Origin of the sequence: Zhongshania sp. (genome assembly GCF_041584495.1) — a bacterium.
In the GTDB taxonomy this organism is placed as follows: domain Bacteria; phylum Pseudomonadota; class Gammaproteobacteria; order Pseudomonadales; family Spongiibacteraceae; genus Spongiibacter.
This window is the reverse complement of record NZ_JBFHDY010000047.1, coordinates 1-25,792: the sequence shown is the minus strand read 5'-3', so window position 1 is coordinate 25,792 and position 25,792 is coordinate 1. Positions and strand designations below refer to the sequence as shown.

Here is a 25,792-nt window from a genome sequence, read left to right as displayed (position 1 = left end):
TAACATGTGCCTCGTTGTGTTAATAAATGCCTTTTATGGTGCTTGAGCTGAGATAGGCAGGGACTTATGAAACAGAACGAGGTACTTAAAACGACTTCGTGGTGCTTATACATAAAACCAAGCTGCATCCGTAGCCAGCATTCTTATTATATACATAGAAAAAAGTCGCTTTGGAAGAGCTTTAGTCCACGGAAAATGAAATTTTATTTCGTCTTTCGTGGTGGCAGGCCAGTGTGTTGGGTCAATATTCGGCGGCCCTTACCGTGCTTGGGTGTCCAGTTTACCGGCTGGCGTGGCGGCACTAAGTGCTTTTTACCATAGCCAATCAGGTCTTTACGGCCCATAGATAAGAGTGATTCACGAATTGACGGCCAGCCTTCGGGATCGTGATAGCGTAAAAATGCCTTGTGCAAACGGCGCTGCTTGAGGCCCTTGGCGCTCACCACATCTTCACTGGTTCGCGATACTTTTTTCAGGGGGTTTTTGCCTGAGTAATACATCGCGGTAGCATTGGCCATTGGTGAGGGGTAAAAAGCTTGCACTTGGTCGGCGCGAAAGCTATTGCCCTTTAACCACATGGCTAAATTCATCATATCTTTATCCGTCGTGCCAGGGTGGGCAGCGATAAAGTAGGGGATTAAATATTGTTCTTTGCCCGCCAGCTTTGAGTATTTATCAAACATGGCTTTGAATTTGTCGTAGCTGCCCATGCCTGGCTTCATCATTTTTGACAGCGGGCCGTCTTCAGAGTGCTCGGGTGCGATTTTTAAATAACCACCAACGTGATGGGTTACCAACTCTTTGACGTACTCCGGGGTTTCGATTGCGAGGTCATAGCGCAAGCCCGAAGCGATCAAGACTTTTTTAACGCCTTTCAGCTCCCGCACGTCGCGATATAAATCGATCAGGGGGGTTTGGTCGGTGTTCAGGCTTTTGCAGATATTGGGGTAGACGCAGGACAGGCGACGGCAGCGACTTTCGATTTCAGTGCTTTTACAATTTAGTCGCCACATATTGGCGGTAGGGCCACCTAAATCTGAAATAACGCCGGTGAATTCCGGGGTCATATCGCGAATTTTTTCCACTTCATTAACGATGGATTCGTGCGAGCGACTTTGAATGATCCGCCCCTCGTGTTCGGTGATTGAGCAGAAACTACATCCGCCAAAGCAGCCGCGCATGATGTTTACTGAGAAGCGAATCATTTCGTAGGCGGGGATTTTTGCCTTGCCATAAATAGGGTGGGGCTTGCGTTGGTAGGGTAGCTCAAAGACCCAGTCCAGCTCCTCGGTCGTCAGCGGGATCGGCGGCGGGTTTAACCACACTTCCTGGTCGCCGTGTCGTTGAATCAAAGCTCTGGCATTGCCTGGGTTGGTTTCCAGATGCAGCACCCGGGCGGCGTGGGCATAATTTACGGGGTCGTTTTTAACAACCTCGTAATCAGGCAGGCGAATAACGGTTTTGGTGGCGTCAGTACCTGCTTTACGGGCTTGCAGGGGGTCAATAATTCTAACCGTCTGCACCGCTTCAACTGCGGCCTCTGCGTCGGGGCTTTCTTCGTTCTTTTTACAGCTTTCGGTGGCACTGGTGTCAACGTAAGGGTTGGTGATCGGGTCGACCTTGCCGAGCTGGTCGACGCTGGCTGAGTCAATAACAGTCCAGCCATCGGGTACGGAACGAGTGACGTAGGCGGTGCCACGTAAATCGCGAATGCTGTCAATGCTGTCGCCACGGCCTAAACGGTGGGCCACATCAATGATGGCGCGTTCAGCATTGCCGTAAAGCAGTAAATCGGCTCTGGAATCCAGTAGTACGGAGCGCCTAACTTTGTCGCTCCAATAGTCGTAGTGGGCGATTCGGCGCAGGCTGGCTTCTATCGACCCAATGATAATTGGCGTGTCTTTGTAGGCCTCTCTGCAGCGCTGGGAATAGACAATCACCGCGCGATCTGGACGTTTACCGCCTTCATTGTCTGGCGAATAGGCATCGTCATGGCGCAAACGACGATCTGCCGTATAGCGGTTAATCATGGAGTCCATATTGCCTGATGCCACCCCAAAAAACAGATTGGGTTGCCCAAGTGCTTTAAAGGGTTCGGCTGATTGCCAGTCGGGTTGAGCAATGATGCCAACGCGAAAGCCTTGGGCTTCAAGTACTCGGCCGATAACCGCCATGCCAAAACTTGGGTGGTCGACATAGGCGTCACCGGTCACAATGATGACGTCGCAGCTGTCCCAGCCCAGCGCATCCATTTCCTCGCGGGAGGTGGGCAAATAAGGTGCGGTGCCGAAACACTCGGCCCAGTAGGGATGATGGCTAAAGATGACTTTTGGCGCGTGTATTACTGAAGACATAGGGGTAACGAAGGAATCCGAAAAACGAGCATTATACGTGAAAACGGCAACACTTGCTGGATGTTAAGCTGTCGCAGCTAAATATAAATAGCTTTACTAAGTGCTTGAATTTTTAGATAAATAAGGGGTAAATGGATGTCTCAAACGCGACTCGCTACGGAATGAGGTTAAAAATGGAATGGTTAGACGCAAATATTGCCTACTGGCACTGGATGGTTTTGGGTCTTTTATTGGTTGCGACTGAGTTATTTATTCCTGTTTTTGTCATGATTTGGTTTGGCGCGAGCGCCATTGCGGTCGGTTTGATGCTGTTAGTGGTCGATCTGAGTGTGGTCGTGCAAATGCTATTTTGGCTGAGCTTGTCGGTGCTCGATTTAGTGGTGTGGTTTAAGTTTATTCACCCCAAAATGAAGAATAAGACCCTATCGGGTATGTCCCGGGAGCAGGTGATAGGGCAGGAGGGCATGGTCATTCGGCTTGGTCCGGAAATAGAACAAGGCACCATACGTTTTTCCATCCCGGTGCTGGGCAGCGATGAGTGGCAGTTTATATGCCGGGAGCACGTTACCGTTGGCGACCGGTTGGTTGTGGAAGACATATCGGGAAACACGCTTATTGTCCGGTCTCAGCGCGGCGCGGCATAAAATACAAGACTAACTGAATCAGAGAACAAGGAGTATTGCGATGGATGGCTTGGCGGTAGTAATAGCATTGGCAATTTTGGTTATTGTTACGTTAATGAAGGGGGTGCGCACGGTACCTCAAGGCTATAAGCATATTGTGCAGCGGCTGGGTAAATACCACGTAACCTTGAACCCGGGATTGAACTTCATTATTCCCTATATTGATGATGTGGCTTATAAATTAACGACCAAGGATATCGTGCTCGATATCCCCTCACAAGAAGTCATTACCGAAGATAATGCGGTGATTATAGCCAATGCCGTTGCTTATATTAATATTGTTGCCCCAGAAAAAGCAGTGTATGGGGTTGAAAACTACACCTTTGCGATTCAAAACTTGGTACAGACTGCATTGCGTTCTATTGTCGGCGAGATGGCGCTGGATTCTGCGCTTTCATCGCGAGATCAGATTAAAGCGAAATTGAAAACGGCGATTTCTGAGGATATTGCAGACTGGGGGATAACCCTGAAAACCGTCGAGATTCAGGATATCAACCCCTCACCGACGATGCAGGCAGCCATGGAAGAGCAGGCGGCGGCGGAACGTCAGCGCCGCGCCGCCGTCACTAAAGCTGAGGGAGAGAAACAAGCGGCTATTTTGGAGGCAGATGGCCGCTTGGAGGCGTCGCGCCGTGATGCCCAAGCGCAGGTTGTGTTGGCTAAGGCCAGTGGCGCCGCAATTACTTTGATTTCTGAGGCAGTGGGTAATGACGAGTTGCCGGTATTGTATTTATTGGGCGAAAAATACACCGACGCGTTATTGAGTCTGTCTTCGTCAAATAATGCAAAAACGGTTGTTTTACCGGCTGATTTGCCTCAGGCATTGCGTGGCATATTGAATAAAGCCTAATTTAGGATTGAGTGTTTTTACATGGATCATACTTATCGTTTAGTGATTAGCTGTCCCGACCGCGTGGGCATTGTTGCGCGGGTTAGTCAATTTGTCGCGGAGCACGGCGGTTGGCTTACCGAGGCAAATTATCACGCAGATGCAGAAAGTAACTGGTTTTTTATGCGCAATGAGATTCGCGCGGAATCCTTAAAAGTCAGCGCTCAGGCCTGCCGCGAGGCCTTTGCGCCATTAGCGGCTGAATATGGCATGCACTGGGCGCTGGTCGATTCTGCGGTTAAGCGCAAGGTTGTCATACTGGCGAGTCACGCCTCTCACTGTCTGGCTGACATATTGCACCGTTGGCACAGTGGCGAATTAGACTGCGATATACCTTGTGTTATTTCTAATCATGAAAACCTGCGTAGCATGGTGGAGTGGCACGGTATTCCCTTTGAGTTTGTGGCCATTGACCCAAACAACAAAGCACCCGCACACGCCAAGATTATGGCGCTGGCCCAGCGCTATGGGGCAGATTGCGTGGTGTTAGCGCGTTATATGCAAATTATTCAGCCGGAGTTTTGCCAAGCTTACGCAGGACGAATGATTAATATCCACCATAGCTTCCTGCCGTCATTCATCGGTGCTAATCCCTATCAGAAGGCCTTTGATCGCGGGGTTAAGTTGATCGGCGCTACCTGCCACTACGTTACCGAGCGACTAGACGAAGGTCCGATTATTGAGCAAGACGTAATTCGGGTGTCCCACCGGCATAGCAAAGATGACCTTGTTAGACTTGGTAAGGACGTCGAAAAATCGGTGTTGGCGAGAGCGCTGCGCAACCACTTGGAAGATCGCGTTTTGGTGCATGGGAACAAGACCGTAGTGTTTGATTAATCAAGTGAAATTTAAACTGTCATAAAATTGTCACTTAAAATGGTTTTAATGCAGCCTACGAATTTTACAAAAAAAGGTTAATGGAATGACGTCAGCCACCATATTGATTGTCGACGATGAAACCGCAATCCGTGAAATGATACGGGTGGGTCTTGAATTGGCGGGTTATGAATGTCTGGAGGCAAGCAATGCCCAGGATGCCCACGGTATAATTGTCGATCAGCGCCCAGATCTTGTGCTGCTGGACTGGATGATGCCGGTGACGAGTGGTTTGGAATTGTTGCGGCGCCTACGCCGCGATGAACTGACCCGGGATTTGCTGGTGATTATGTTGACCGCCAAAGACGATGAAGACAATCGGGTGCAAGGTCTTGATGTCGGTGCCGATGACTATATCACCAAGCCTTTTTCGTCGCGGGAGTTGATGGCGCGTATTAAAGCCATTATGCGTCGATCGACAAATCGCGACGAGGAGGAGAGTATTGAAGTCGCCGGGCTGAAATTAGATCCCAGTAGCCACCGAGTATTTGTTGATGCAACCCCATTGGATATGGGGCCCACCGAATTTAAATTATTAAAATTCTTTATGACTCATCAGGAGCGAGCGTATAGTCGCGGCCAGCTTCTTGATCAGGTATGGGGCACCAATGTTTACGTTGAAGAGCGCACCGTCGATGTCCACATTCGTCGCCTTCGCAAAGCATTGCAAACTGAGCTAAGAGACTGCGGCCTTTTAATTCAAACAGTTCGTGGAACCGGTTACCGGTTTTCGACAACAGGTGTCTGCGCATAGCGCAAAATAATGCGGTATTACAGTTGGAAGGCAGAGTTATTGCGCGTTGCCACACCACTTTTTGTGGTTGCGGCAGGCTGCGCGTTATTCGATCTTGGGCTATTGCCGCTATTGGCGGCGGCGTTGCTGGCATGCGCGTGGCTGTTGCGGCATTTACAGCGGTTGTCTGACTGGCTGTATAGCGGTGCGAAGTCAGATCCACCAGAGGCTGCAGGGATGTGGGGTCAAGTTTTTGATGTAATCTACGATATGCAGCGGGAATCGTCGCAGGACAGTGACCGTTTGCAGGCAATGATTGATTATTTGCACGCTTCGTTTGCCTCGATGTCTGACGCAGTAGTGATGCTTGACCCTTACGGCAATATCGAGTGGTGTAATGCCTCTGCCCACGATTTATTGGGTTTAAGAGAAGAGGGTGATAAAGGCCGTCAGCTGGTTAATTTACTGCGCAGTCCGGCGTTTCTCCGCTATTTCGAGGCAGAGCGCTATCAAGCTCCGCTGGAAATGGTGTCGCCGGTCAATGGCCTCATTAATTTGAGTATTAGCGTGAGCTTCTTTGGTAAGCGCAATCGGCTTTTGTTTGCCCGCGATGTCACCCGAACCCACCGCTTAGAACAGATGCGCAAGGATTTCGTTGCTAATGTCTCCCATGAGTTGCGCACGCCACTCACGGTTATTAATGGGTACCTAGAGACGTTTTCTGAGCATGGCGGCGCAAATCCCCGCTGGGACAGAGCGGTGGATCAAATGCTGCAGCAATCTCGGCGCATGAATTTATTGATTCATGACCTGATGATGCTTTCGCGTTTGGAGTCGGTACCGAAATTGGCCGACGAGAGTGTCATTCAGCTGCGTCCCTTGATGGAAATGATTCGCGAAGAGAGCGGCACGGCGGCCAAGAGTGCCCGGCGCATTGAAATTGAATGTGACGATAATATTGCAATTAATGGCAATCCAAATGAATTGCGCAGTGCATTTTCAAATTTAGCGGTCAATGCGGCGCGCTACACAAAGGAGAATGATCGAATCATCCTGCGCTGGTATCAGGATGATTACCACGCCTATTTTGAAGTGGAAGACACCGGTATCGGCATCGAGCCCCAATACATTCCTCGATTAACCGAACGATTTTACCGCGTTGATCAGAGCCGATCCCTTGATACAGGGGGCACTGGCCTTGGTTTGGCAATAGTTAAGCATGTGCTGATTCGTCACCGAGCTGAATTGCGAGTTCGCAGTGTGCCCGGCAAAGGCAGTGTCTTTACCTGTGTTTTTCCTAAATCGGTGGCGGTGCCTTTTATGGCGAAGTAGCTAAGCTGACCGCAAATATTATAGCTTCTGTCACAAAGTTGTCATAATTCGACTATAAAGTAGCTCCACTGAAGTAGCTTATATTGGTTTAGGAGTGTCGAAGTGAAGATTAGATATTTAGTAGCAAGTGCAATTGTGGCGGCGTCTGCAGTGGGCGCAGTTGCGGATGCCCGCGTGGATAGCGCTTTGCCAGACTACGTCACGGTGTCGGGTGTATCCGGTAATTTGTCCAGCGTCGGCTCAGATACCCTAGCCAATTTAATGACCTTGTGGGGGGAAGACTTCAAACGTAACTACCCTAATATTAATATTCAAATCCAAGCCGCCGGTTCATCTACGGCGCCACCGGGGTTAACCGAAGGCACCTCGAATATCGGCCCCATGAGCCGTAAAATGAAAGACAAAGAACTTGAGTCTTTTGAAACCAAGTTTGGCTATAAGCCCACCGCAGTTCCCGTCGCAATCGACGCCTTAGCTGTTTTTGTTCACAAGGATAACCCCATTGCTGGCATGACCATGGCGCAGGTCGATGCGGTATTTTCGAGCACTCATAAATGTGGCCATAGCGTTAATGTGAACACCTGGGGTGGACTAGGCATGACTGGTGGCTGGAAAGCTCGCGATATCCAAATGTTTGGCCGTAACTCTGTGTCGGGTACCTACGGGTACTTTAAAGAAGAAGCGCTGTGTAAAGGTGATTTTAAAAATGGCGTGAACGAGCAGCCTGGCTCTGCGTCGGTTGTGCAGTCGGTTTCGACGTCTATTAACGGTATTGGTTATTCTGGGATTGGTTACAAAACCTCCAGTGTTCGCGCCGTACCGCTGGCCAAAGATGAAAAGAGCAGTTTTGTAGACGCTAACGCTGAAAATGCGACTAAAGGCAGCTATCCCTTGTCTCGTTTCCTCTACGTTTACGTGAATAAGGCGCCGAACAAGCCACTAGCGCCGTTGGAGCGTGAGTTCATAAAGTTGGTTTTGTCTAAGCAAGGTCAGGAAGTAGTGGTTAAGGACGGTTATATCCCATTACCCGCCAGCGTTGTAGCGAAAATTAAAGCCAAGCTCGAGCTATAACGCTAGTTTTTACTGGTGATGCAAATGCCGCAGAATGGATTCGCGGCATTTTTTTTGTAGAAAGACCGCCTGTCATATTAATGTAATAAATTTGTCATATTGTATGCACAGGTTTATAGAGAGCGAAATACATGAGTCAGTCTGAGGTTCGAGCTACCGCTTCCGCGTATCGTCAGTGGCGTAAAGTCAAAGATGGTATGGCAACGGCTGCGATCACCGCGGGTGGTATAAGCGTACTCTTTGCGATACTGCTGATCTTTTTCTATCTTCTCTTTGAGATTATGCCGCTATTTGAGTCGGCCTCACTGGAGGACGGCAATGAGTTTTCTGCTAATAGCCAAGCTCCCAGCCTGTATTTGGCAATGGAAGAGCAGGCGGAAGTGGGTTTTAGCTTAGACGGTTCAGGTCGGGCAGACTTTTTCCAAACCAACGACGGCAAATTACTGCTCAGCAAAGCTATTCCACTGAATGGCGCCGAGATAAGCAGCTTCGCCTTAGACTCTGAGGTAAGCCGGATATTTGCACTTGGCTTAAGCAATGGCCGAGTGGTTATAGCCAAGCATGATTACCGCACCAGCTTCCCGAACGATAAACGCCTAATTAGTCCGGAATTACGTTTCCCCTATGGCGAGCAAAGTTTGTTGCTGAGTGAAGAGGGTCCTATAGATCAACTGGCAATTAGCGATAGTGACGACGAGCTGCTGCTAGTGGCGGTGAGTAATGGCAAGCTTATTGGGCGCCGCTGGGTAAAAGAAGAAGATTTTCTTAGTGAAGAAGTGACTTTAGTTGAAGAGTCGGTTGATCTGCCAGTATTAGATATGAGTGCTGATCGAGTGCTCGTTGGGCCAGATCAACAATGGCTTTACGTCATGAGCAACGATGGCGGTTATCGACTCATCGACTTACGTCGCGTGAATGTCGCTGATCGCGGCTACCTTTTTGACAGCGGCAAACTAAACGAAGCGCGCTTCTTGCTCGGCGGAATATCGCTGCTGACCGCCAGTGACCACGGCGAAGTGGGCCAGTGGTTTGTGGTGCGCGACAGCGAACGAGAATCGGGCTACCGCTTACAAGCGGTAAGGAAATTTGAGGTGCCCAAAGGCAGTGGTGCAACCTTGGTCACCGAGCATCGTCGCAAGGGCTTTGTCAGCGTTAGTAAAGAAGGTCATTTGGATTTGTTTTACACGACCTCGCACCGCCGTCTGCTCAATGCTGATTTAGACGTGGGGCGAATCAGCGCTATCGCCATTTCGCCGCGGGCAGATATGCTCTTGATCGAGAATGAGAGTGGAACTCGCTACAGCTATAAACTTCACAATGAACACCCCGAACTGTCGTGGTCAGCGCTGTGGAGTAAAGTGTGGTACGAGAGCTATCCCGAGCCGGATTATGTTTGGCAGTCTTCGGCGTCCACCAATGATTTCGAACCTAAATACAGCTTTGCGCCATTGGCTTTCGGCACGCTTAAAGCTGCTTTTTACGCCATGCTTATCGCTGCGCCCTTGGCAATTTGTGGCGCGATTTACACCGCTTATTTTATGGCCCCGGCACTGCGTAGAAAAGTAAAACCCCTTATTGAGTTAATGGAGGCGTTACCTACAGTAATTCTCGGTTTTCTTGCCGGTTTATGGCTGGCACCATTTATTGAAAAAAATATGCCTGCGGTATTTTCAATGTTTTTGATTTTACCCTTTGGAATTTTGCTATTTGCTTGGTGCTGGTCAAAAGTCCCGATAAGTTTGCGACGACTAGTCCCCGACGGCTGGCACCCAGTGCTACTTGTGCCGGTTGTGCTTGGCATTGTTAGCGCTTGCGTCCTTTTGGGCGCGCCAATGGAACGTGCGTTTTTTGGCGGCGATATGCGCGCTTGGCTCACCAGTGATATGGGCGTGTCCTTCGACCAGCGCAATGCCTTGGTGGTTGGTATTGCCATGGGCTTTGCGGTAATTCCGACTATATTTTCGATTGCCGAAGACGCGATATTTTCGGTGCCAAAACACCTCAGTTATGGCTCTTTGGCGCTGGGCGCGACCCCGTGGCAGAGTTTAGTCGGGGTCGTTATGCCAACGGCAAGCCCCGGTATTTTCTCGGCGCTGATGATTGGTATGGGTAGAGCGGTAGGTGAAACCATGATTGTACTGATGGCCACCGGCAACACACCAATTATGGATGCAAATATCTTTGAAGGCATGCGAACGCTCGCGGCGAATATCGCCGTCGAAATTGGCGAAACTGAAGTCGCTAGCTCCCATTATCGAATATTGTTCTTGGCGGCGTTTGTGTTGTTTATGTTTACCTTCTTTGTGAACACGATTGCGGAAACAGTGCGTCAGCGTCTGCGCCTGCGTTACGGCAATCTTTAGTATTACTGTCGCAGTAGGCTGAACTACAGGAAATTTACCAATGTCTTTGCACGATGCTAACAAGCAGGGCCTCGTCGAGTGGTGTAAACGCGGCGAACCCATGATTTGGATGAATGCGGCTGCGGTTACCGTGAGCACGCTCGCTGTTATCGGCTTATTGCTCTTGTTAGCGGTGCGTGGGTTTGGACATTTTTGGCCTGCATCTGTCATGCAGGCGCAATACAGCTTACCTGGCGATTCCTCGGTTCCAATCCTGGCGGAGCGGGTCGAGGCCGAGAGTGTGCCTATTGAACAGCTTTTAAGTGCAGGCTTTAAAATCAATGCCGATGAAGCCTTTGTTAGGCGTGAGCTGGTTAAGGTGGGGAACCGTGACGTCGGCGGCGCGGATTTTCAGTGGGTAATCACTCGTCATCTTGAGAACCCTGAATACCCAGTTGATGCGGTGGTTGTAGAACGCAGAGAATGGGGCAATTTTTACGGCTTTTTACGCGAGGTGAAAGAGCAGGGGCAGGTTGTGGCGAGCGGCTCTGACGATGCTGGTTCGGTGTGGGCAGCCTTCGAAGAAAGAATTGCACGGGCCAGTGAAATACACGAGAAAATTACTAAAATCGAAAAAAAGGAAATCGGTAGTATTAATTACCAGTTTGAAAAACTGCGGTTGAGAGAGCGGGGTTTAGCGCTTGACCCAGAGTTGGAGTTGTCGCGCCGACAGGCAATTGAAACGGAGATTGCATTATCACGGGCAGAGCTAGATATTCACTATAAAGCGCTACAAGGACAGTTAGCAGATCTGTACACTCAATGGAATCGGGATAGTTTTACCATTGAGACCAGTGGCGGCGAAATTCGCGAGCAGCGAATGGCTACAGTGGTAAAAGCCTACCGGCCCAATGCCATGCACCTGGGACAAAAAATCGTATTTTATGTCCAAAAATTTGGTGAATTTCTTACCGAAGAGCCGCGTGAGGCCAATACGGAAGGTGGGATCTTTCCGGCAATTTTTGGCACCGTTATCATGGTGCTCATTATGTCGGTGTTGGTGACGCCCTTTGGTGTGGTTGCTGCAGTTTACTTGCGCGAATACGCCAAGCAGGGATTAATGACCCGTATCGTAAGAATAGCGGTGAACAACCTGGCTGGTGTGCCGTCAATTGTTTACGGCGTGTTTGGTTTAGGCTTTTTTATCTACTTTCTCGGCGCCGAGATGGATAAAGCTTTATTTGCCGAGGCGTTACCGGCGCCGACCTTTGGTACGCCGGGACTATTGTGGGCGTCAGTTACGCTCGCGCTACTGACCTTACCGGTGGTCATTGTGGCAACTGAAGAGGGCTTAGCGCGGATTCCTCGCAACCTGCGTGAAGGCAGCTTGGCCTTAGGGGCAACCAAGGCAGAAACTTTGTGGCGAGTTGTTTTACCCATGGCGAGCCCGGCGATGATGACCGGCCTGATTCTCGCCGTGGCGAGGGCTGCGGGTGAGGTCGCGCCACTTATGTTGGTCGGGGTGGTGAAGTTGGCGCCGTCCCTGCCAGTAGATGGCAATTTTCCCTATTTTCATCTCGACCAGAAGTTTATGCATTTAGGCTTTCATATATACGATGTGGGTTTCCAAAGTCCCAATGTTGAGGCTGCGCGCCCGCTGGTTTACGCGACTGCGCTGCTGTTGGTGGTGATTATTGCGCTGCTGAATTTAAGTGCGGTAGCGTTGCGAAATCACTTGCGTGAAAAATACAAATCACTGGAAATGTAAGCGCGTGAATAAAGTAAATGAAAAGGCGGCGAATTTTATGACGACAGATAAAGTGGCAGTGAAGCCACATGCCATCAATATGGAATCACTGGGGCGAAATCGTAGCGAGCAATCTATTCACGATGAGGATATTACCCTGTCGGTAGATAATCTCGACCTATACTACGGTGAAAAGCAGGCCCTGTTCGACGTCAATATGGTTATTCCTCGGAAAAAAGTAACCGCGTTTATCGGCCCTAGTGGCTGCGGTAAATCGACTTTATTGCGCTGTTTTAATCGAATGAATGACTTGGTTGATACTTGCCGAGTCGACGGTGGCATATCGCTCGACGGTTCTAATATTTACGATAAGCGTGTCGACGTAGCGACCTTGCGCCGCCGGGTAGGCATGGTGTTTCAGAAGCCCAACCCCTTCCCTAAATCAATTTACGAAAATGTCGCCTATGGCTTGCGGATTCAGGGTATTAATAAAAAGCGGGTTTTAGACGAAGTGGTGGAGCGCTCTTTGCGCGGCGCTGCGCTGTGGGATGAAGTTAAAGATCGCCTGCACGATAATGCGCTTGGTATGTCTGGTGGTCAGCAACAGCGTTTAGTTATTGCCCGCACCATCGCAGTAGAGCCTGAGGTTTTACTTTTGGACGAGCCTGCATCGGCTCTCGATCCAATTTCGACCTTGAAAATTGAAGAGTTAATTTACGAACTAAAAGATAAATACACAATCGTAATTGTTACACACAATATGCAGCAAGCGGCGCGGGTGTCGGACTATACGGCGTTTATGTATATCGGGAAGCTAATTGAATTTGACAATACCGATGTTCTTTTTACTAACCCGACGAATAAGCAGACCGAAGATTATATTACTGGGCGTTATGGTTAAGCTGACGCTGAGTCGTTATCGATCACTGTTTGCTGATGAATTATTGGGAGCATAAGCATGAAAGAAAAGAATTCACATACCCACCATATATCCCAGCAGTTTAATACTGAACTCGATGATATTAAAACGCGCATGCTGGAGATGGGTGGCTTGGTTGAAAAGCAAGTTGCAGATGCGACCAATGCCTTCATGCAATTGGATACGGGCTTGGCTGAAGAGGTTCGCAAAGGCGACGCGTTGGTAAATGCCTTAGAAGTCTCTATTGACGAAGACTGCACAATCATCCTGGCTCGGCGTCAACCCGCCGCGAGCGATTTACGCTTGGTTTTGTCGATAAGCAAAATTTTAAGTGACCTCGAACGAATGGGCGATGAAGCCAGTAAGGTTGCTGATAGTGCTATTAAATTGACTGAACTCGGTGGCTTACCTCGCAGCGTGCTTGAAATTCGTCATATTGGTGATCATGTTGCCGGTATGGTGCGAGGTTCACTGGACGCGTTTGCGCGACTCGATATTGACCTCGCGCTTGAGGTTGCTGAAGAAGATAAGGCAGTAGATCTTGAATACGGCACGGCCATGCGCAGCTTGGTGACGTATATGATCGAAGACCCCCGCACTATTTCGTCGGTTCTGCAGGTGATGTGGGCCTTGCGCTCGCTAGAGCGGGTTGGCGATCACGCGCGTAACATCGCCGAACATGTAATCTATTTGGTTAAGGGGGCGAATGTTCGCCACGTAAATATTGAAGAAATGGCGGCAACTGTCCAAGACCAATCGTAAATGCGTGGCGGGCGACTAGTGTCGCCTGCTTAACCCGGGCCTAGCGGCAGTCCAGCTGCTAGCCACAATCCTAGTAATAGCGACCATCCCAGTAAAAAGTTCAGCGAATAAGGCAGCATTAATGCCATGAGCGTACCCATGCCTGCGGTTTTGTCGTGACGTTGGACAAAGGCCACGACCACGCCGAAGTAGGGCATTAAGGGCGTTATAATATTGGTACTTGAATCGCCAATCCGATAAGCCATTTGGGCAGATTCGGGATCGACACCTAATAAAAACAGCATAGGTACAAAAATGGGGGCCATCAATGCCCACTTGGCCGATGCACTGCCAAGTAATAAGTTAATAAGGGCGCTGATGAAAATAAAGCTTAGTAGCAGGCTTATTTTTGAAAGTGCGAGTCCTGCAAGCCAATGGGCGCCGTTAATCGCCGCGATTGCGCCAAGCCCGGTCCAGTTGAAATAATTTACAAACTGCGCTGCAAAGAACATGAGCACCAAATACCCAGATAAACTTGATAGGCCGGTTTCCATGGCTTTTATCCAGTCGTGTTGAGCGCGGAATTTGCCGGTAGTGTAGCCAAAAATTACCCCCGCGATGATTGCGTATAGGGCGATAAACACCACAATGCCGTTAAGCAAGGGCAGGGCAGCAAGCCCGTTTGGATCAGGGTTTCTCATTAAGCCATTGGCGGGCAGAACCAAGGCAAACAATATTCCGACAAATACAAGGCTAAAAAGGCCGACTCTGCGCAAGGCTGTGCCTTGGCGGGTGTCCTCGGTTGCGAGGGGCTTGTCTGGGCTGCCTTGCGGCTTCGGCAGTCGCGGCTCGACGAGTTTTTCGTTTATCCACGTGCCAGCAACAGTGATAAACAGCGTGGAGGCGAGGGTGAAATAATAATTGGCGCTAGTCAGTACTTCTCTGTCTGGCGCTACCAAATGGATGGCTTCGCTGCTGATGCCAGACAAAATAGCGTCGACTGGGCCGAGCAATAAGTTGGCGCTATAGCCACCGGAGACTCCAGCAAACGCCGCTGCAATACCCGCCAGCGGAGAGCGACCCGCGGCGCGAAAGATCAATGCTGCGAGCGGTATTAACACCACATAGCCCGAGTCAAAACCAATGCTGGACATGACGCCCGCAAAGATGACAAAGCTACTGAGGAAACGTCGGGGGGCCTTGCTCGCCAGACCATGAAGGGCGCAGGCAAGTAATCCAGATTCTTCGGCAACTGCAATGCCCAGTATCGCGACGATAACCGAGCCGACGGGTGCAAAGTGAATGAAATTGCTGACAGCATTGCTAATCATCCAGCGCACGCCGTCGCCAGACAGTAGCGATTTAGCGACAATGGTGTCGCCACTAATCGGGTGGTTTGCACTTAAACCCAGAAACTGCGCTATTACCGAGGCAAGTATTACCGCAAGGCAAAAATAGAGAAACAGCATGACGGGATTCGGGAGTCTATTGCCAGCGCTTTCAAGGTGGTTAAGCCAACGCTGACTAATAGGGGTATTGATTTGACTGTTGGGCATTAAGAGCTTCCGTTGCAGTTAAAGGGCGTTAGCAGTGTACTATAACCATGCGTATAGCAGGGGCGCGAGTGCTTGGCGCTATTTGTAAACTACGCCGTTCGAATCATAAAAAATAGGAATGCATAGGAAGTGACTCACGCCCAACGATGGTGTGCCTGCCTCGCAGATTTTTCGATGGCGGTGGTCGTGTCTTCGGCCGCCATGCTAATTGCGCAATTTTTTGTAGTACAGTGCTATGTGGAACCGCCTATGTGCTTGTTGCTAAGGGGCTTGCCTTGTATATGCTTTACTCGCGAAGGCAACGATGCCGCCAATGCTATTTGCTGGCGATGTCCCTATTTGGGTTTGAGGTGGCGTTGACCGCATCTGCGCTCGCCGCCAGTGCAACCATGGCAGTGCAAAGTAATGAGCAAGGGGGGTGGCGGGGCTGCTCGGGTCGACTGCTGGCTTGGGGTTTATGATTGCCCCGCTTGTTGGTGGAGGCCGCTATCGAATATCCCCTAGCTACCCGTATTGGTGCGCCGCCGCGATTATGTTTGTCGTTATCGTGCTGCTTTTACCCAAGGTCGGCGTGAGGGAAGTCAAGCTAAATAAAAGGCCAAGGCAGTTTGGTTAATTTTTATCCGTAAGCTGATAGTGCCCATGAATCCTCGCTCAAGGTGGTTTTCTATAAAGTTATCCACAAGCTTATTCACTCTAAATGGGGAAAACTTTCATTGTTTGTGGTGTGGGTGATTATTTTGCCAGTATTGGTCTAGAATCATTTAAAATGCGGCTAGATACCCCACTTTAATCGATTTTTAACATTGTTTTCGTGGTTTTTACGACGTTTAATGGCAGGTTTTAGAGTTTCTTGCTAAAAATAAAGAGCAATCAGGTATTATACTAATACTTGTCCGACGATGGGCGCGACGCGTTTAATGAGAATTGAGTATGACTAAATACAAAATGCCGGCGATGCTGCCGTTGTGCTTGGCGGTTTTAGTTAGTCAGAATGCGATGGCACTGGGGCTTGGCCCCGCCAGCTTAGATTCTGAGTTAGGGGAGCCCCTGTTCGCACGTATTCCTATTTTTCGGGCAGATGGTTTAGGTAGTGAGCAATTGCTCGTCACCCTGAGCCCGGTTAAGGACGACGGCAGTGGCATTGAAGTTGGTTCGGTCGACACGCGCGCTATCTCTGCGGTCGGTGAATTAGATTTGAGTGGCAATGGCACGGTCTACTTGCGCAGTGACCGTCCCTTGGTAGAGCCTTTTTTGCATTTTATGCTCACCGTGCGCTGGCCAAATGGCAGCTTAAGCCGCGCTTATACCTTGTTATTTGATCCGCCGGTCAATGCCGCGGCGGATTCGGAGCAGGGCGTGTCAGTGCTGCAAAACATCAATCGAAGCTCAACGACGGCTATCGCGAGTCGCAGCGAATCCCGGCAAGCTCGGCCGCTGCCTGTCGCTGAAGCAATTACCGCAGAGTCGAGTTTATACACCACGGTTCGCGGTGATAGCTTGTGGGCTATAGCCCTTCGTGTTGCGAAGGTGAAAAGTGGTTCGGTGACGCTGTGGATGGATAGGCTTTACGCCAATAACCCCAAGGCGTTTATCCGGGGAAATCGAAATTTACTTAAAGAACGTGTGACCTTGGATTTGTTTGAAAGTATTCCAGAACCGCTGGATCCAGGTCCACAAGGCGTGTCCTCGGCGAAGCCCACAATTAAAAAAACTGAGGTCGTCGCCACCGGCTCTGCTGGTAACCTAGGGGGGCGGCTCGGGCAAGATAAGGTTATTTTAAATCGTCGCGAGGATGACGGTAATAGTCCGTCTGTAGCCGACGACAGTGATGGCGCTTTAACTGAAAAGCAGTTTTTACAGCAAAGTCTGGTCGACGTTCGCAGTGAAGTCGATCGAGTGTCAGAGAATATTACGGCAATGACGGCCCGCTTGGTCGCATTGCAAGGCCAACTCGACAGTCTCAATAGTCAATACAGTCAATTGCGAACAGAAAATCTTGACACCGAATTGGGTGGTGAGACTTTGGCCAGTGCCGATGAGGGCCTGTCAAACGCCGATGATACGGTGGCCGATGCCGACGTGCTTATGACTGATGAACTCTTGGTGGCGTCAACGGAATTGCTGCCAGAACCAGCGGTAGCGGATGCTGCTGAATCGGCAATGCCGAGCAGCAGCACGTCGACGGACTGGCAGCTCAATTGGCGCTGGCTATTACCGCTTGCGGCCTTCGCATTTGGTTTATTGCTTTGGGTACGGCGTCGTCGTGAAGAGAAAGATGCTGCCTTTAATGTGGATTTGAGTGACGTAAATGCAGCAGTAGCTGCGAGAGCGAATACCAAAGAAGCCTTTAATGATGTGTTTTCGTCACTGGATTCCCATTCAGGTGTTGTAAAACCGAGTGTTAATCCGCTTGTTGAACCTACTTTGCGAGACGAGCCGCGCGAATCTGATGTTTTTGATTCGGCGCCAACGCCCGCGGCGCCGGCAGACAAAGTTGAGTCCGCAAGCGCGGTGATCGGCGAGGATGTTTTTGCGGCACTGAATTTGATACCTGATGATTCTACAGAAGGGCATACCGACGAACTGTTTCTTAATTCTGCTGATGCAGAAGAAACGATCAGTATTGATGAAATTGAATTAGATGATGAATTGTTCGCGAATTTAGATGAGGACGCGGCTCGTAAGCCTGACGAGCCCGACTTGGTCGATTTTGATTTGTCAGCAATAGATGAAGATTGGCTTAGCGAGTCAAGTGACGATCATTTTCACACGGAGGAAAGCTTAGGTGCGGACGACGACGCCCATCATCGCGCCGCCGCCGCGCTTGAACTAGGCGATTTTGCTGGCGCTAAATTAATCCTAGAAGCTGCCATTGCTGAACGCGATGATGTGGGCCTAAAGATGCAATTGCTCGATGTCTTAGCCCGCAGTAATGATGCTGAGGGTTTCGAGGAAATGGCGCTGCAGATTCGGTTTTCAGACGCCGATGACGAAATAATACACGAGATTGATCTCTTGCGCGCATTGCTTCATGACGGCCACGAGAGCGGTAAGCGCCACGCTGATTAATGTGACTGTTATGGATCAAACCAAGCATTATGTACTTGTAAAAGATACTGCGGATTACATCGTTATTGATAAACGCCCTGGTGTTAATCTTCATCGTAATAACACCAAGCAAAGCTTGGTCGACATCTTGAACGCGGATTTTCCAGGGGAGTCGCTACATTTAGTGCATCGTTTAGACGATGCTACCTCGGGATTATTACTCCTTGCCAAGAACCCTGTCGCAGCCGCTGAGTTCGGTGCGCTGTTTGCCAATCGCGAAGTAGAGAAATACTATCTTGCTCTCGCTGACGGCAAACCGGGTAAAAAGCAGGGCACCGTTGTTGGTGATATTAAAAAAAGTCGCAGTGGCAGCTATTTACTTAGTCGAACGCGCAGTAATCCGTCGCTCACGCAGTTTTTTAGCTACAGCCTAGGTGAGGGGCGACGGGCGTATTTGTTAAAGCCTTATACTGGGAAGACCCATCAGTTGCGGGTGGTAATGAAAAGCCTTGGGGTGCCGATTTTTGGCGACCGTCGCTACGGGCCGACAATTCAAGACAGTGACCGTATGTATCTCCACGCTACCGCCTTGCGCTTTACGTTTCGCGGCGAGGAGTGCGAATATATTTCGCTCCCCAAGGAGGGCCAGCTATTTGCTGATGGAGGCTTGGCAGCGGCTTTGTTAGACTGCCAGACACCCTGGGCTCTATCGTGGCCTGGCCTAAATTAGTAAGTAGCCTTGTTAATCTATTAGCGGGGTCTGCATTGTAGATGGATTGTGAACATGACCGCGTTGCCCTCTGAGCTAAGTATTAAACTCAATCGCGAAACCTCGAAAATTGATTGGGAAGCGCTTCAGCGCTTCTATGCCCAAGGCACGGTTTTAGTGGTGGCTGCTGAACTAGATTTGGTTGCCACGGCGGTGGCCCTTGCTGAAGATAAAGCGCAGTACATTGCAGAGCTGTTGGAAAAAGGCTTACTGCAGAAAGCAGATGAAACTCAGGCTAAAGTGTGGCTGGCCGAAAAGTGTGAGGTATGGGCGGTGGTTGTCGCGCCTTGGGTGCTAGTGCAGCGCGAACGAAAATTGGCAACATAATGAGCACCGCAAAAGACTTTTGCGCGCAGCTATCAGAGAAAATACACGGTTTTTTCAGTGATCAGCAACAGGGTTTAGATATTCCTCCCGCGCAATTATATCGACTTGAAGGGTTCATCGAAGCGGGCTTGCTCGCGGGCTTTGTCCTTGAATCTGAGGTTAAACAAATGTTTATCGACGGCGCCGAGCAATCTCTCAGTACTGAGATTGCCGACTTTTACCGACGGGATTATCGTTTAATTCTACATATGCATATGAACGAAGCGCCGGTTTATCCCAGCAGCAATACGTCGTGAACCTTCTTTTTAGCCGCGATTCTGAGCTCAGCTTAGCGGATGGCTATGCGCGGTTACGCGCCCAGGCTCTGCACAGCGGACACCGCTATTTGGTGTTTATTTCAGGTTCTGCCGCGTGGTGTGAGGCACAGTTATCGAATGTGCCTATGGCCTTGAATCATTGCCTGCTGGTTGCCAGGCACGAATTGTGTGGGCTTACACCTTGCAGCACAGAAACAACGTTGGGCAGTGAGTATTCGTCGCTGCTTATCAATGCGCATAATAACCAAAAACTTAATGATTGGCTGGCGGCAGCGGGCTGTTTAACAGCGGGTGGTGTGCTGTTATTACTGTGTCCGCGTTTTTCTGAGTGGCCGAGCTATTTTAGCGATCAGTCAAACTTCGGCAATAGTCGGCCCTCGGCTTTTATGCAGCGATTGCTCCGGCTCGCGGTCGGGCTGGAAGGCTGCTTCTTTTGGGATCAAGTGAAGGGCTTCAGTGGTAATGCGCCAAATACAGGTGATAAATGGCAGCAAACCCTGCCAACACCTGGCCAAACCGCGACCTTAGCAGCCATTAAAGCCGTCGTGACGGGGCGGGCAAAGCGGCCCTTAGTGATTCGTTCAGATCGGGGCCGGGGTAAAACCAGCGTCCTCGGTTTGGCGGTAGCAGCGCTTTTTGCATCAGAAGGTAATGAATGCCGACGAGTGCTGATTACCGCGCCGGGTTTTGCTGCGGTGAAAGGCGCTTTCGAACACATAGTCGCGGCGCTACCTGGGGCGCAATGGCGTGAAGACAATTGTTTTGTTGGATCTCATTTTCTTAAGTACTTGCCTTTTGATGCGGCACTAAAAAACCGTGATGACTGGGATTTGCTTCTTGTTGATGAGGCAGCCGCGCTACCGGTAGCAGGATTGCGCACCTTATTGCTTCGTTATCCTCGTAGTGTTTTTTCCACGACGGTGCACGGCTACGAGGGCAGTGGTCGTGGCTTTGATATTCGATTTAAGGCGATATTAGACGCTGAGCGACCGCAGTGGCGAAGGCAGTCCTTAGATGAACCGGTCCGTTGGGCGGTGGATGATCCGCTGGAGCAGGTCTTGAACACCTTGTTTTTATTGAATGCCGAGCCACGGTCTAGCGACGACGAGCACGGAGAGTTGACGGTTCGCGTTGTTGATCGCGAGGCGCTATGCAACGATGATTTATTGCGCCAAGTATTTGGCCTGCTGGTGCAAGCCCATTACCAAACCACGCCACAAGATTTACAGTATTTGCTCGATGGTGACGCAGTGCTCATTATTGCCCGTCGCGGCAACGGTGTTCTGGGTGTTTGCCAATTATTGCCCGAGGGCGGTTTTGCGGAGAGCTTGGCTGTAGATGTGATTAAAGCTCGGCGACGCCCAGCGGGGCATCTGGCTGCACAGCGCTTAGCACATTGCAGCGCGGAATCAGGCTATCTAACGGTGAAAAGCTTGCGTATTAATAGGATTGCAGTAGCGGCGGATTGGCGTCGCAAGGGTCTAGGAATGGCGATGCTGACGGCGGCGGAACGCTATGCGCGCAGCCAACATATTGCGTATTTGTCTTCGAGTTTCGCGGCAGACTTACAAGTAATTAATTTTTGGTTGGCACAGGGTTTCGCTCCGGCCTATTTGGGGAGTCGTCGCGACAGTGCTAGCGGCTTGTATTCACTGATTGTCGTAAAAGGCCTCAGCCCGCAGTTCGATGCGGATGCAGCGCGACTTGCGCGGCAATTGAATAGTGATTTGAATTTCAGTTTAGCGAGTGTTTATGGTGGGCTCAGTCCAGATTTACTTATCGTTTTACTTGCGTCAACGCGAGATCCTGCGCGCATTGTGCCGACATCAGCCGTTGTGGCGGCACAGCGCTACTGCGACGGTGAACTGATTTTCGAACAGGCGGCGGCAAGTTTGACGCAGTTATGTTTAGCTTGCGATTTACGGGCAGTGAGCGATGCCGACTTGGCTGTCGCGCGCTTATTACTGGGCCATGATTGGGCTGCCATCGCGGCGCATTTTGCGTTAACGGGCAAAACTGACATCGAGCTAAACCTTAAACGCATATTTAAACAATTAATTTCTACCTTAGTGTGAGGTTTTATTATGTCGACGCTTTTTACGAAGATTATTCAAGGTGAATTACCCGGCCATTTTGTGTGGGAAGATGAACACGCTGTCGCTATTATGACAATTGCACCGATTCAAGCCGGACACGTTCTCGTTATTCCTCGTCAAGAGGTAGATCATTGGGATGATCTACCTGAAGCCCTTGCCGCGCATTTGATGGCCGTTAGTCAGACCATTGCCAAGGCGATTAAGACGGCATTTTCTTGTCAGCGTGTCAGCATGATGATTATTGGCCTAGAGGTGCCCCACACACATTTGCATTTAGTACCAATTAATACTATGGACGATGCCAACTTCGGCAATGCAAAAATGGCAGAGCAAGAAGACCTCGCCGCGGCAGCTGCGAAAATTCGCGCGGCCTTAGCTGCGAATTAAGACCGGAGGAGTCAACTTCGCCTCATTGAGGGCTGAGCTGAGGTTTAATATTGGGATGCATAATTCGCACTGTTTGCACCCCAATCGTGGGGCTCAGTATTTCGCCCCGGAGCCAACCGCCGCCGTCAGGGTCTTTCAGAATAGTACCGACCCCCCCCGGGCTCTTAATTTTGAAACGTTGGGCTTGAGGTGACAGGTCTTCGGGCGCCGGCAAACTCAGGCAATCGAGTGCGGTTTTACTGCTGATAACATCAAAGTTGAAACTGTATTCGGTTTCTGTCGGCCCGCCAACGCGGGGTGAAAGGGCTTGATCTAAATCGATAATATTGGCAATGGCGTCGCGATGTTGCTTGCAATTGGCGGCATCTAAATAGGCAAAGACCTGCTGACGAAGCAGTGCGTATAGCGCCTCAGGGTTTTGCAATATAGCCGTGTAGAGGCGAGCCCTATTTTCATAGGCGACCATGCGATCACTCAAATCAATATCATGTAATTCAGCTTGGTATTCCGCACAAACGGCGCGTAGTAATTTGCGGAGTAATGGCGCGGTGGTGATATTGTCTTGCAGGGCTAGGTAGCGAATCGATAGAGGAAGGAGGTGGCCGTGGGCAAATAAAATGTGTGCGGTAATCAAAAAATAGCCTTCAATACCTTGGTCGCGATCAAAGGTATGGCAGGCAACCACATACTCGCCCTTGGCTTTGCCATAACCAGCGACAGGAATAGTTTCGATCTTATATTCGCCGCGTCGCTCGTAAAATTCAGTGCCGGGCAGCAGGGTATAGGCAAAGATATTCAAATTGGGGAAGGTACGCAGTAATTGATCTAAATTGCGTTCGAACTCCGGTAAGTTGTCTCCGGGTAAGCCCCATATTAGCTCTGCGGCAATAGGAACGCCTTCGCTGGCCATCTGTTTGGCGATGGGTTGGTATTTATTGGCGCTCATATTTTTCCGGTTACTTAATTCCAAGGCCAGCGGGGTTAATGTTTGCAAGGCCAGTTGATAATGGGGGAGCAGGCCATTACGGTGTAATAGCAATACAATATCTTGAACTCGCGGGCTGTGTTTTTTTGACCAAGATGTTGCGAAGCTACTCGGTAGGCCGGTCTCGGCCTTGAGTTCACAAATGTACTGGGCTTTTTCGAGGTCGTCTTTTAATGCGCCAAAGTTGGAATCTGCCAACCATATGTCTTTAATGCCAGCGTCGACAATACGGCGCCAGTCGCTGCGCACCCGCTTCATGGAAAACTGATACATCTTGGTGCCAATCGCACCGGTTCCCCACTCGCAAAACGCACATTTAAACGGGCAGCCTCTGCTGGTCTCGTAGGATATTGAGTCGTACAGGCAGTTGCCATCCGCATCGACCAAGTCAATAACATCAAGTGCCGACGGCAGTTCGTCAAGCAGGGTGCGACGCTGGCGCTCGGGGGTTTTGACTATCTCGCCATGTTCTAAAAACGCGAGGCCTTTAACGTCTGTCCATGGATTGCCTAGAGGAGTATCGAGAATTTCCTGAAAGGTGGCTTCGCCTTCACCGAGAATAATTAGGTCAATAGGATCTTCAAAAAGGTAATCTTCTGCTTGTTGAACATGGGGGCCGCCGGCGACACAGAGCACCTCGGGGCAGGCGACTTTTATCTGCTGGATTAAACTTAAAAATTCCGCTGCGTTCCACGTGTACATACTAAAGCCAACCACGGGACGTTGGCCTGCGTCTAATGCGATTTTTAGCTTGGGTAAAACAGTGTTGTGCCATTGGCTCTGCCAAGCCGCAACCTCGCCGCTGTCGCGAAAATGTATCAACTCTAACTGATATTGTGATGTGTGTTTTCCGTAAGCTTGGTAGTAGGCCTTAAGTCCGCCGGTGGTGGTCGGCGCGGCCCAAAATTGATCAGAATCCATACTAAATAGGAATACGGGACAGGGCAGTGCATTCATTATTATTTCATTCCGGCAGAAGCCTTAGTCTTGCCAAGGCGCGGTGTCATTCGGTGATATAAATGACATACTTTGGTTAAGAGTAGCAGTCTTTTGAATACCGACCTATTACCGAATTGTCATAAATAGTGCATGGGGCTACGCCGTTCGGGTGAGGTTGCGCCGTCGCTTATCCGGCATGATTATCGCGACTTCTATAGACTATGGCTGGACTCGAAAAATGGTAAACGTACATTTGGCACGTGATTTTGATATTGCTGCAGACAAGGTGTGGGCCCTGCTAGAAGAGTTTGGCAATATTAGCTGGGCGCCGGGCATCGACAAAACCGAGGTCATCGGCGAGGGTATTGGTATGATACGCCGTTTACACATTGCCGGGATGGAGCCTATTGACGAAGTGTTAACGGCGATGGATAAATCGGCAATGACGTTTGCCTACAATATTCCCCGCGGCATACCGATGCCGGTTACGGATTACTCCGCCAATGCCAAAGTGACTCCCCTAGGTGAAGGACGTTGCCATATTGATTGGTACGGCCGCGCGGAGCCCGTTGGCGTAAGTGAAAAGGAACTTGGCGCAATGCTAACGGGAACCTATGAACTGTTACTTCAATGGATTCACGATTATTTGGCTGCGGCTTAACGCCGGTAGCGTTTTAGTAAACTCGGGCCATCTGGAAGCTCGAGAACAAAGCGACGCACCAAGTCTAGGCTTAAGGCCGCTACCCAGTTTTGGAAGCCGGTGCGCTCGAAGGGCAGATGGAAGCGCTGGGTTTTGAGGTTTTGGGCTGAACCCCAAGCGATCCATACGGTGCCGACCGGCTTTTCTGAGCTGCCACCATCGGGCCCTGCGATGCCCGTCACCGCAATTGCGATATCAGCGCCGGTGCAGTCAAGGGCACCCAGTGCCATTTGTCTGACGACTGTTTCGCTAACGGCACCCTCGCTTGCTAACGTCGTTTTTGAAACCTTAAGCAGCTGGTTTTTTACGGCGTTGGAGTAGCTAATAATCGCGCCGGGAAAAACCTGAGAGGCACCGGGAATACTGGTTAGCTGCGAAGCAATCAGACCGCCAGTGCAAGACTCTGCAGTACAGAGCTGTACATTGTTCTGTTTTAACGCATTTATGGTCGCTAGCGGTAGGCTAATCGGCAGCTCGCCCAGTAGATGGTCGCCCATTAGTTCGGCGACTTTTGCTCGCCACGGCGCAAGTTCGGCGCTTGCATTTTCGCCTCTTGCCGTCAGTTTGACTTCCAAAACCGGCATGGACGCCCGAAAACCGAGCTCAATGTCCGCTGGCCAGTCTGCTAATTTTTCATTAACGAGTTCTTGAATTGCGGATTCACCTAAACCAAATACGCCTAAGCGTATGGTTTTTATATGGTCTGAGTGGAAAAGCGTGACCAGCTCGGGAATTATTTCATTCGCGAGCATTGGCTTTAATTCACTGGGTACGCCGGGTGTTGCTAAAATGAGGCAGTTGCGATGTCGTAATTTAATGCCAACGGCGCTGCCTTTAGCATTGGCAATAATCTCACAGCCCTGCGGTAACATCGCTTGTTTGTGATTAGATGCATTTAGGGCGAAGCCTCTTAATGTGCACCATGCTGTTAGGTGGTTTAGTGCTTCTGGGTGTTCAGCAATGGCCGTGTTGGTGACC

At 50.1% G+C, this 25,792-nt stretch carries 21 protein-coding genes; 17 read left to right on the top strand and 4 right to left on the bottom strand.

All coding sequences use genetic code 11. The annotated features are described in order from the left end of the window. Window positions 1-203 precede the first annotated feature (203 nt). Complete coding sequence (locus tag ABYP33_RS09685) at window positions 204-2,354, bottom strand: YgiQ family radical SAM protein (protein ID WP_373090635.1); 2,151 nt, start codon at window positions 2,352-2,354, stop codon at window positions 204-206. Between the two features lie 173 nt (window positions 2,355-2,527). Here ABYP33_RS09685 and ABYP33_RS09680 point away from each other — a divergent pair, with 173 nt between their 5' ends. The 10 genes from ABYP33_RS09680 to phoU all read left to right on the top strand — a co-directional run bounded on the left by ABYP33_RS09680 (window position 2,528) and on the right by phoU (window position 13,708). Continuing rightward, entirely contained in the window at window positions 2,528-2,998 is a 471-nt protein-coding gene (locus tag ABYP33_RS09680) for an NfeD family protein (protein ID WP_373090634.1), read from the top strand. Between the two features lie 40 nt (window positions 2,999-3,038). Then, entirely contained in the window at window positions 3,039-3,887 is an 849-nt protein-coding gene (locus ABYP33_RS09675; protein WP_373090633.1) for an SPFH domain-containing protein, read from the top strand. Window positions 3,888-3,908: 21 nt separating this feature from the next. Further along, the gene (gene purU / locus ABYP33_RS09670) at window positions 3,909-4,763 is read left to right on the top strand and encodes a formyltetrahydrofolate deformylase (protein WP_373090632.1); all 855 of its coding nucleotides are present in this window, start codon (window positions 3,909-3,911) and stop codon (window positions 4,761-4,763) included. Between the two features lie 85 nt (window positions 4,764-4,848). Next, window positions 4,849-5,556 (top strand): phosphate regulon transcriptional regulator PhoB, encoded by a 708-nt coding sequence (gene phoB / locus ABYP33_RS09665; RefSeq protein ID WP_008249857.1) that lies wholly within the window; start codon window positions 4,849-4,851, stop codon window positions 5,554-5,556. Between the two features lie 9 nt (window positions 5,557-5,565). Beyond that, complete coding sequence (gene phoR, locus ABYP33_RS09660; protein WP_373090631.1) at window positions 5,566-6,867, top strand: phosphate regulon sensor histidine kinase PhoR; 1,302 nt, start codon at window positions 5,566-5,568, stop codon at window positions 6,865-6,867. Between the two features lie 102 nt (window positions 6,868-6,969). After that, entirely contained in the window at window positions 6,970-7,938 is a 969-nt protein-coding gene (locus ABYP33_RS09655) for a PstS family phosphate ABC transporter substrate-binding protein (protein ID WP_373090629.1), read from the top strand. A 131-nt stretch (window positions 7,939-8,069) separates the two neighbouring features. Beyond that, window positions 8,070-10,301, top strand: coding sequence for an ABC transporter permease subunit (locus tag ABYP33_RS09650; protein ID WP_373090627.1), 2,232 nt, complete (start codon window positions 8,070-8,072; stop codon window positions 10,299-10,301). Window positions 10,302-10,341: 40 nt separating this feature from the next. Beyond that, window positions 10,342-12,048, top strand: coding sequence for a phosphate ABC transporter permease PstA (gene pstA, locus ABYP33_RS09645; RefSeq protein WP_373090626.1), 1,707 nt, complete (start codon window positions 10,342-10,344; stop codon window positions 12,046-12,048). 79 nt (window positions 12,049-12,127) lie between these two features. Beyond that, complete coding sequence (gene pstB, locus ABYP33_RS09640; protein ID WP_197465760.1) at window positions 12,128-12,928, top strand: phosphate ABC transporter ATP-binding protein PstB; 801 nt, start codon at window positions 12,128-12,130, stop codon at window positions 12,926-12,928. Window positions 12,929-12,985: 57 nt separating this feature from the next. Further along, window positions 12,986-13,708: a phosphate signaling complex protein PhoU gene (gene phoU / locus ABYP33_RS09635; protein ID WP_008249869.1), complete on the top strand. Its 723-nt coding sequence runs from the start codon at window positions 12,986-12,988 to the stop codon at window positions 13,706-13,708. A 29-nt stretch (window positions 13,709-13,737) separates the two neighbouring features. Here phoU and ABYP33_RS09630 read toward each other — a convergent pair whose 3' ends face one another. Continuing rightward, on the bottom strand, window positions 13,738-15,243 hold the full coding sequence (locus tag ABYP33_RS09630; RefSeq protein ID WP_373090625.1) for an AbgT family transporter: 1,506 nt from the start codon (window positions 15,241-15,243) through the stop codon (window positions 13,738-13,740). Between the two features lie 933 nt (window positions 15,244-16,176). Between ABYP33_RS09630 and ABYP33_RS09625 the strand changes: the two genes are divergently transcribed. From ABYP33_RS09625 to ABYP33_RS09600, 6 genes are read left to right on the top strand one after another with little or no spacing between them, the layout of a single operon-like run. Further along, the gene (locus ABYP33_RS09625) at window positions 16,177-18,315 is read left to right on the top strand and encodes a hypothetical protein (RefSeq protein WP_373090623.1); all 2,139 of its coding nucleotides are present in this window, start codon (window positions 16,177-16,179) and stop codon (window positions 18,313-18,315) included. Continuing rightward, window positions 18,278-19,024, top strand: coding sequence for a TIGR01621 family pseudouridine synthase (locus ABYP33_RS09620; RefSeq protein WP_373090621.1), 747 nt, complete (start codon window positions 18,278-18,280; stop codon window positions 19,022-19,024). Before ABYP33_RS09625 ends, ABYP33_RS09620 begins: the two co-directional genes overlap by 38 nt. A gap of 54 nt (window positions 19,025-19,078) precedes the next feature. Continuing rightward, a complete protein-coding gene (locus ABYP33_RS09615) occupies window positions 19,079-19,390 on the top strand; it encodes a DUF2288 domain-containing protein (RefSeq protein ID WP_373090619.1) in 312 nt (103 codons plus the stop codon). Next, window positions 19,390-19,686: a hypothetical protein gene (locus ABYP33_RS09610; protein ID WP_373090617.1), complete on the top strand. Its 297-nt coding sequence runs from the start codon at window positions 19,390-19,392 to the stop codon at window positions 19,684-19,686. The genes ABYP33_RS09615 and ABYP33_RS09610 overlap by 1 nt, the downstream gene beginning before the upstream one ends. After that, window positions 19,683-21,782: a GNAT family N-acetyltransferase gene (locus ABYP33_RS09605; protein ID WP_373090615.1), complete on the top strand. Its 2,100-nt coding sequence runs from the start codon at window positions 19,683-19,685 to the stop codon at window positions 21,780-21,782. Before ABYP33_RS09610 ends, ABYP33_RS09605 begins: the two co-directional genes overlap by 4 nt. Before the next feature lie 9 nt (window positions 21,783-21,791). Next, window positions 21,792-22,190 carry an HIT family protein gene (locus ABYP33_RS09600; RefSeq protein ID WP_373090614.1) on the top strand — a complete coding sequence of 133 codons (399 nt, stop codon included), beginning with the start codon at window positions 21,792-21,794 and terminating at the stop codon, window positions 22,188-22,190. 22 nt (window positions 22,191-22,212) lie between these two features. Here ABYP33_RS09600 and ABYP33_RS09595 read toward each other — a convergent pair whose 3' ends face one another. Next, a complete protein-coding gene (locus tag ABYP33_RS09595; RefSeq protein WP_373090612.1) occupies window positions 22,213-24,132 on the bottom strand; it encodes a radical SAM protein in 1,920 nt (639 codons plus the stop codon). 220 nt (window positions 24,133-24,352) lie between these two features. Here ABYP33_RS09595 and ABYP33_RS09590 point away from each other — a divergent pair, with 220 nt between their 5' ends. Next, the gene (locus ABYP33_RS09590) at window positions 24,353-24,775 is read left to right on the top strand and encodes an SRPBCC family protein (protein WP_373090610.1); all 423 of its coding nucleotides are present in this window, start codon (window positions 24,353-24,355) and stop codon (window positions 24,773-24,775) included. On the opposite strand, the gene ABYP33_RS09585 is transcribed toward ABYP33_RS09590, so the two are convergent. Continuing rightward, window positions 24,772-25,792 (bottom strand): nicotinamide-nucleotide amidohydrolase family protein (locus ABYP33_RS09585; protein ID WP_373090608.1); only part of this gene is annotated, 1,021 nt, incomplete at its 5' end. The genes ABYP33_RS09590 and ABYP33_RS09585 overlap by 4 nt on opposite strands.

Bases quoted from the DNA above. Each gene is read 5' to 3' on its own strand.
- ABYP33_RS09685 (WP_373090635.1), bottom strand. From the start codon at position 2,354: ATGTCTTCAGTAATACACGCGCCAAAAGTCATCTTTAGCCATCATCCC.
- ABYP33_RS09680 (WP_373090634.1), top strand. From the start codon at position 2,528: ATGGAATGGTTAGACGCAAATATTGCCTACTGGCACTGGATGGTTTTG.
- ABYP33_RS09675 (WP_373090633.1), top strand. From the start codon at position 3,039: ATGGATGGCTTGGCGGTAGTAATAGCATTGGCAATTTTGGTTATTGTT.
- purU (WP_373090632.1), top strand. From the start codon at position 3,909: ATGGATCATACTTATCGTTTAGTGATTAGCTGTCCCGACCGCGTGGGC.
- phoB (WP_008249857.1), top strand. From the start codon at position 4,849: ATGACGTCAGCCACCATATTGATTGTCGACGATGAAACCGCAATCCGT.
- phoR (WP_373090631.1), top strand. From the start codon at position 5,566: ATGCGGTATTACAGTTGGAAGGCAGAGTTATTGCGCGTTGCCACACCA.
- ABYP33_RS09650 (WP_373090627.1), top strand. From the start codon at position 8,070: ATGAGTCAGTCTGAGGTTCGAGCTACCGCTTCCGCGTATCGTCAGTGG.
- pstA (WP_373090626.1), top strand. From the start codon at position 10,342: ATGTCTTTGCACGATGCTAACAAGCAGGGCCTCGTCGAGTGGTGTAAA.
- pstB (WP_197465760.1), top strand. From the start codon at position 12,128: ATGGAATCACTGGGGCGAAATCGTAGCGAGCAATCTATTCACGATGAG.
- phoU (WP_008249869.1), top strand. From the start codon at position 12,986: ATGAAAGAAAAGAATTCACATACCCACCATATATCCCAGCAGTTTAAT.
- ABYP33_RS09630 (WP_373090625.1), bottom strand. From the start codon at position 15,243: ATGCCCAACAGTCAAATCAATACCCCTATTAGTCAGCGTTGGCTTAAC.
- ABYP33_RS09625 (WP_373090623.1), top strand. From the start codon at position 16,177: ATGACTAAATACAAAATGCCGGCGATGCTGCCGTTGTGCTTGGCGGTT.
- ABYP33_RS09620 (WP_373090621.1), top strand. From the start codon at position 18,278: ATGACGGCCACGAGAGCGGTAAGCGCCACGCTGATTAATGTGACTGTT.
- ABYP33_RS09615 (WP_373090619.1), top strand. From the start codon at position 19,079: ATGACCGCGTTGCCCTCTGAGCTAAGTATTAAACTCAATCGCGAAACC.
- ABYP33_RS09610 (WP_373090617.1), top strand. From the start codon at position 19,390: ATGAGCACCGCAAAAGACTTTTGCGCGCAGCTATCAGAGAAAATACAC.
- ABYP33_RS09600 (WP_373090614.1), top strand. From the start codon at position 21,792: ATGTCGACGCTTTTTACGAAGATTATTCAAGGTGAATTACCCGGCCAT.
- ABYP33_RS09595 (WP_373090612.1), bottom strand. From the start codon at position 24,132: ATGAATGCACTGCCCTGTCCCGTATTCCTATTTAGTATGGATTCTGAT.
- ABYP33_RS09590 (WP_373090610.1), top strand. From the start codon at position 24,353: ATGGTAAACGTACATTTGGCACGTGATTTTGATATTGCTGCAGACAAG.